This is a genomic window from Bradyrhizobium sp. LeoB3, assembly GCF_055456055.1.
In genome coordinates this window covers 1-2853 of the sequence record NZ_JBVBEF010000238.1, presented here as the reverse complement: position 1 = coordinate 2853, position 2853 = coordinate 1, and the positions used below count along the sequence as shown (strand labels likewise).

General features: G+C 65.1%; 5 protein-coding genes. 4 read left to right on the top strand and 1 reads right to left on the bottom strand.

What is annotated here, in order from left to right; all coding sequences use genetic code 11:
• Together ACZXDY_RS45300 and arfB are read left to right on the top strand one after the other, a co-directional pair.
• Nucleotides 1-480, top strand: a 480-nt coding sequence (locus tag ACZXDY_RS45300) for a M16 family metallopeptidase (RefSeq protein ID WP_464349937.1), incomplete at its 5' end; no start/stop codon positions are given.
• A gap of 242 nt (nucleotides 481-722) precedes the next feature.
• Entirely contained in the window at nucleotides 723-1142 is a 420-nt protein-coding gene (gene arfB, locus ACZXDY_RS45295; RefSeq protein WP_464349936.1) for an alternative ribosome rescue aminoacyl-tRNA hydrolase ArfB, read from the top strand.
• Nucleotides 1143-1357: 215 nt separating this feature from the next.
• Here the strand turns inward: arfB and ACZXDY_RS45290 are convergent, their stop codons facing one another.
• Nucleotides 1358-1657, bottom strand: a complete 300-nt coding sequence (locus tag ACZXDY_RS45290) for a hypothetical protein (protein WP_028163933.1) — start codon at nucleotides 1655-1657, stop codon at nucleotides 1358-1360.
• Between the two features lie 401 nt (nucleotides 1658-2058).
• On the opposite strand from ACZXDY_RS45290, the gene ACZXDY_RS45285 reads away from it, so the two are divergent.
• Together ACZXDY_RS45285 and ACZXDY_RS45280 are read left to right on the top strand one after the other, a co-directional pair.
• Complete coding sequence (locus tag ACZXDY_RS45285) at nucleotides 2059-2379, top strand: c-type cytochrome (RefSeq protein WP_464349938.1); 321 nt, start codon at nucleotides 2059-2061, stop codon at nucleotides 2377-2379.
• Nucleotides 2380-2775, top strand: a complete 396-nt coding sequence (locus ACZXDY_RS45280; RefSeq protein WP_456645902.1) for a VOC family protein — start codon at nucleotides 2380-2382, stop codon at nucleotides 2773-2775.
• Nucleotides 2776-2853 lie beyond the last annotated feature (78 nt).

Here is a 2853-nt window from a genome sequence, read left to right as displayed (position 1 = left end):
TATTCCGTCTATGGAGCGCTGGTCTGGATGGAGCACTCCTCGCTGTTCATCGGCAATACCGGCACCCGCGCCGATCGCGCCGGCGAAACGGTGGACGCGATCGAGAAGGAAGTCCGCCGCATGGCCGAGGAAGGCCCGACCCAGAAGGAGCTCGACGAGGCCAAGTCGTATTTGAAGGGTTCGCAGATGCTGGCGCTCGATACCTCCTCGAAGCTCGCGCAGGCGATGCTGCAGTATCAGACCGACAAGCTGCCGATCGACTACATCGAGAAGCGCAACGCCATCGTCGACGCGGTGACGCTGGACGACGCCCGCAAGGTGTCGCAGCGGCTCTGGGGCCAGGGCCTGCTCACGGTCGTCGTCGGCCGCACCCCGCAGGCCGCGGCCCAACCGGCCAGCGCGCCATCAGCCGCAACGCCGCCGGCCGCCAGCCCACCTGCCGCCGCGCCGTCAGCCGCAAAGCCGTCCGCGCCGAACTAGGTGCTTTAGGCCGCGAGCTATGCTGGCTGCCCCTCATGGTGAGGAGCCGCACAGCGGCGTCTCGAACCATGAGGCCCCGATCTCGCCCGCGGCCATCCTTCGAGACGCGGCCTAGCGGCCGCTCCTCAGGATGAGGGTCTCTGGTTGCGGAGGCCGAAGACCCGCGGCGGCTCCGCAGGCGCACGTGTCTCACAAACCCGCTATGGTACGACCGACGATTCTACTCGGCCACCGGTGATGCCATGCTGCGGGTTGCCCGCGACCTCTTCATTGACGAGAACGATATCGAGATCGGTTTCGTGCGCGCCTCGGGTCCGGGCGGGCAGAACGTCAACAAGCTCGCGACTGCGGCGCAGTTACGCCTCGACACGCACAAGATCGCGCTCGCCGAGGATGTCCGGGCGCGGCTGGTCCGATTGGCCGGCCAGCGCATGACCAAGGACGGTGTGATCGTGATCCACGCCCAGCGCTTCCGCACCCAGGAGCGCAATCGCGCCGACGCGATCGAGCGCCTGCTCGAGTTGCTCCGCGAAGCCATGGTTCGGCCAACCCCGCGCCGACCGACCAAGCCGACGCTCGGCTCCAAGCAGCGGCGCCTGGAAGGCAAGAAGCGCCGCGGCGACATCAAGGCACGGCGCGGCGCAAGAGGGTTTGACGATTGATGTCAAGAACGCGCGGATGCTGCGCTCCCTCTCCCGCTTGCGGGAGAGGGTTGGGGTGAGGGTGTCTCCGCATTGGGACTCTCCCTGAGTGGAGAGAGCCCTCACCCGCTGCGCTTTGCGCCATAGCCGAAGCTTCGCTTCGGCGTTCTTGAGAACGGCCGCCGAAGGCGGCCTATGCCTCTCCCGCAAGCGGGAGAGGTGAAGAGGTTGCGCGGCTAGTAGCGCTTGCTGCCGGGAGCAGCGGGCTCCGTCGCCGTGCCTTTGTGCGCTCCAGATCCGGCGCCTGCACCCACCGTGCCCTTGGCGCCGGCCTTCGCGCCGGCCTTTCCGGTCGGAGCGGCCGTCTGCGCGTTCATCTCCTCATCGCCGCTGCCCGTCATCCCACCCGGCGCCGCGCCCCTTTCCTGCGCGCCGCCGCGGATCGTGCCGCCGGTGGCAGCACCTTGCGCAAGGACAGGGCCGACAAGTGCGGCCGAGAGGGCAAGCGCAATCACAGAGGTTTTCGCTAGCTTCATCCATTGCTCCTGGATTTTGTTCGTGCGGGAAGGTTCGGCGGTTCCATACGCCGCCTGCTGCGCCGGTCTCCCCTTCACGCGGATTGAACGTCTCGCAAACGACGCGTGCGCCATGCAATCTGCGTCGTGTGGAGATCGTGCAGGGATTTCGGGGCAATTTCGCGAAATTGCCCTTCACATATGCGGCGGCATCAAGCGGTTTGGCCGGCACGATTTTCCTAGCCGCAGGTCATCGACGCGTTTTGTTCTGCGGTGAAACAGCCCGCTACTACCACCGCCTTTCGTGCGCGACCTAGAGTTACCGCGTACAGGCGGTGATGTGGATGAGAAGGCTACGCGCAACGGCAGCAATCGGGCTTGGATGTTGCAGTGCGTTGCTCGCGACGATCGCGGCTGCGCAGATGCCATTGCCTGCCGCCAAGCCGCCCGATGGTGCTGCGCTGTTCAAGCAGCAATGCGGGACCTGCCACACCACGAACCTGTCCGATCCGGTCCGCCAAGGCCCGCCTCTGTTCAAGATCGTCGGCCGCCCCGCGGGCAAGGCCGAAGGCTTTCACTATTCGTCCGGCTTCGCGAACGCCGATTTCGTCTGGGACGACGCCAGGCTCGACGCCTGGCTCACCAACCCGCAGGCGATGATCCCCGGCTCCATCATGGCCTATCGCCAGGCCAAACCGGAGACCTGCGCCGCCATCATCGCTTATCTGAAGGAGCTCAACTGAATGGCAAAACCCGTTCACTCGATGATCCGCGTGCTCGACGAGGCGAAGTCGCTCGATTTCTACGCGCGCGCCTTCGGCCTTAAGGTCGCCGATCATCTCAAGTTCGACGATTTCGCGCTGATCTACCTGCGCCACCCGTCCTCCCCCTTCGAGGTCGAGCTGACCGTCAATTTCGACCGCAAGGAGCCCTATACGCTCGGCGACGGCTACGGCCATCTCGCTGTGATCGTCGACGATGTCGATGCCGAGCATGCGCGGTTCGAGCGGGAGAAGCTCGCGCCGGGACCGCTGCGCGATTTCAAGCATGACGGCAAGACGCTGGCGCGCTTCTTCTTCGTCGCCGATCCCGATGGCTACAAGATCGAGGTGATCCAGCGCGGCGGCCGGTTTGGCTAGAGCGCTAGGTCGTGTGGACTCTTGGGATTCTCAAATCAGATGGAACGTGATTCAAGGCTTTCTTTTAGGAGGAAGCCT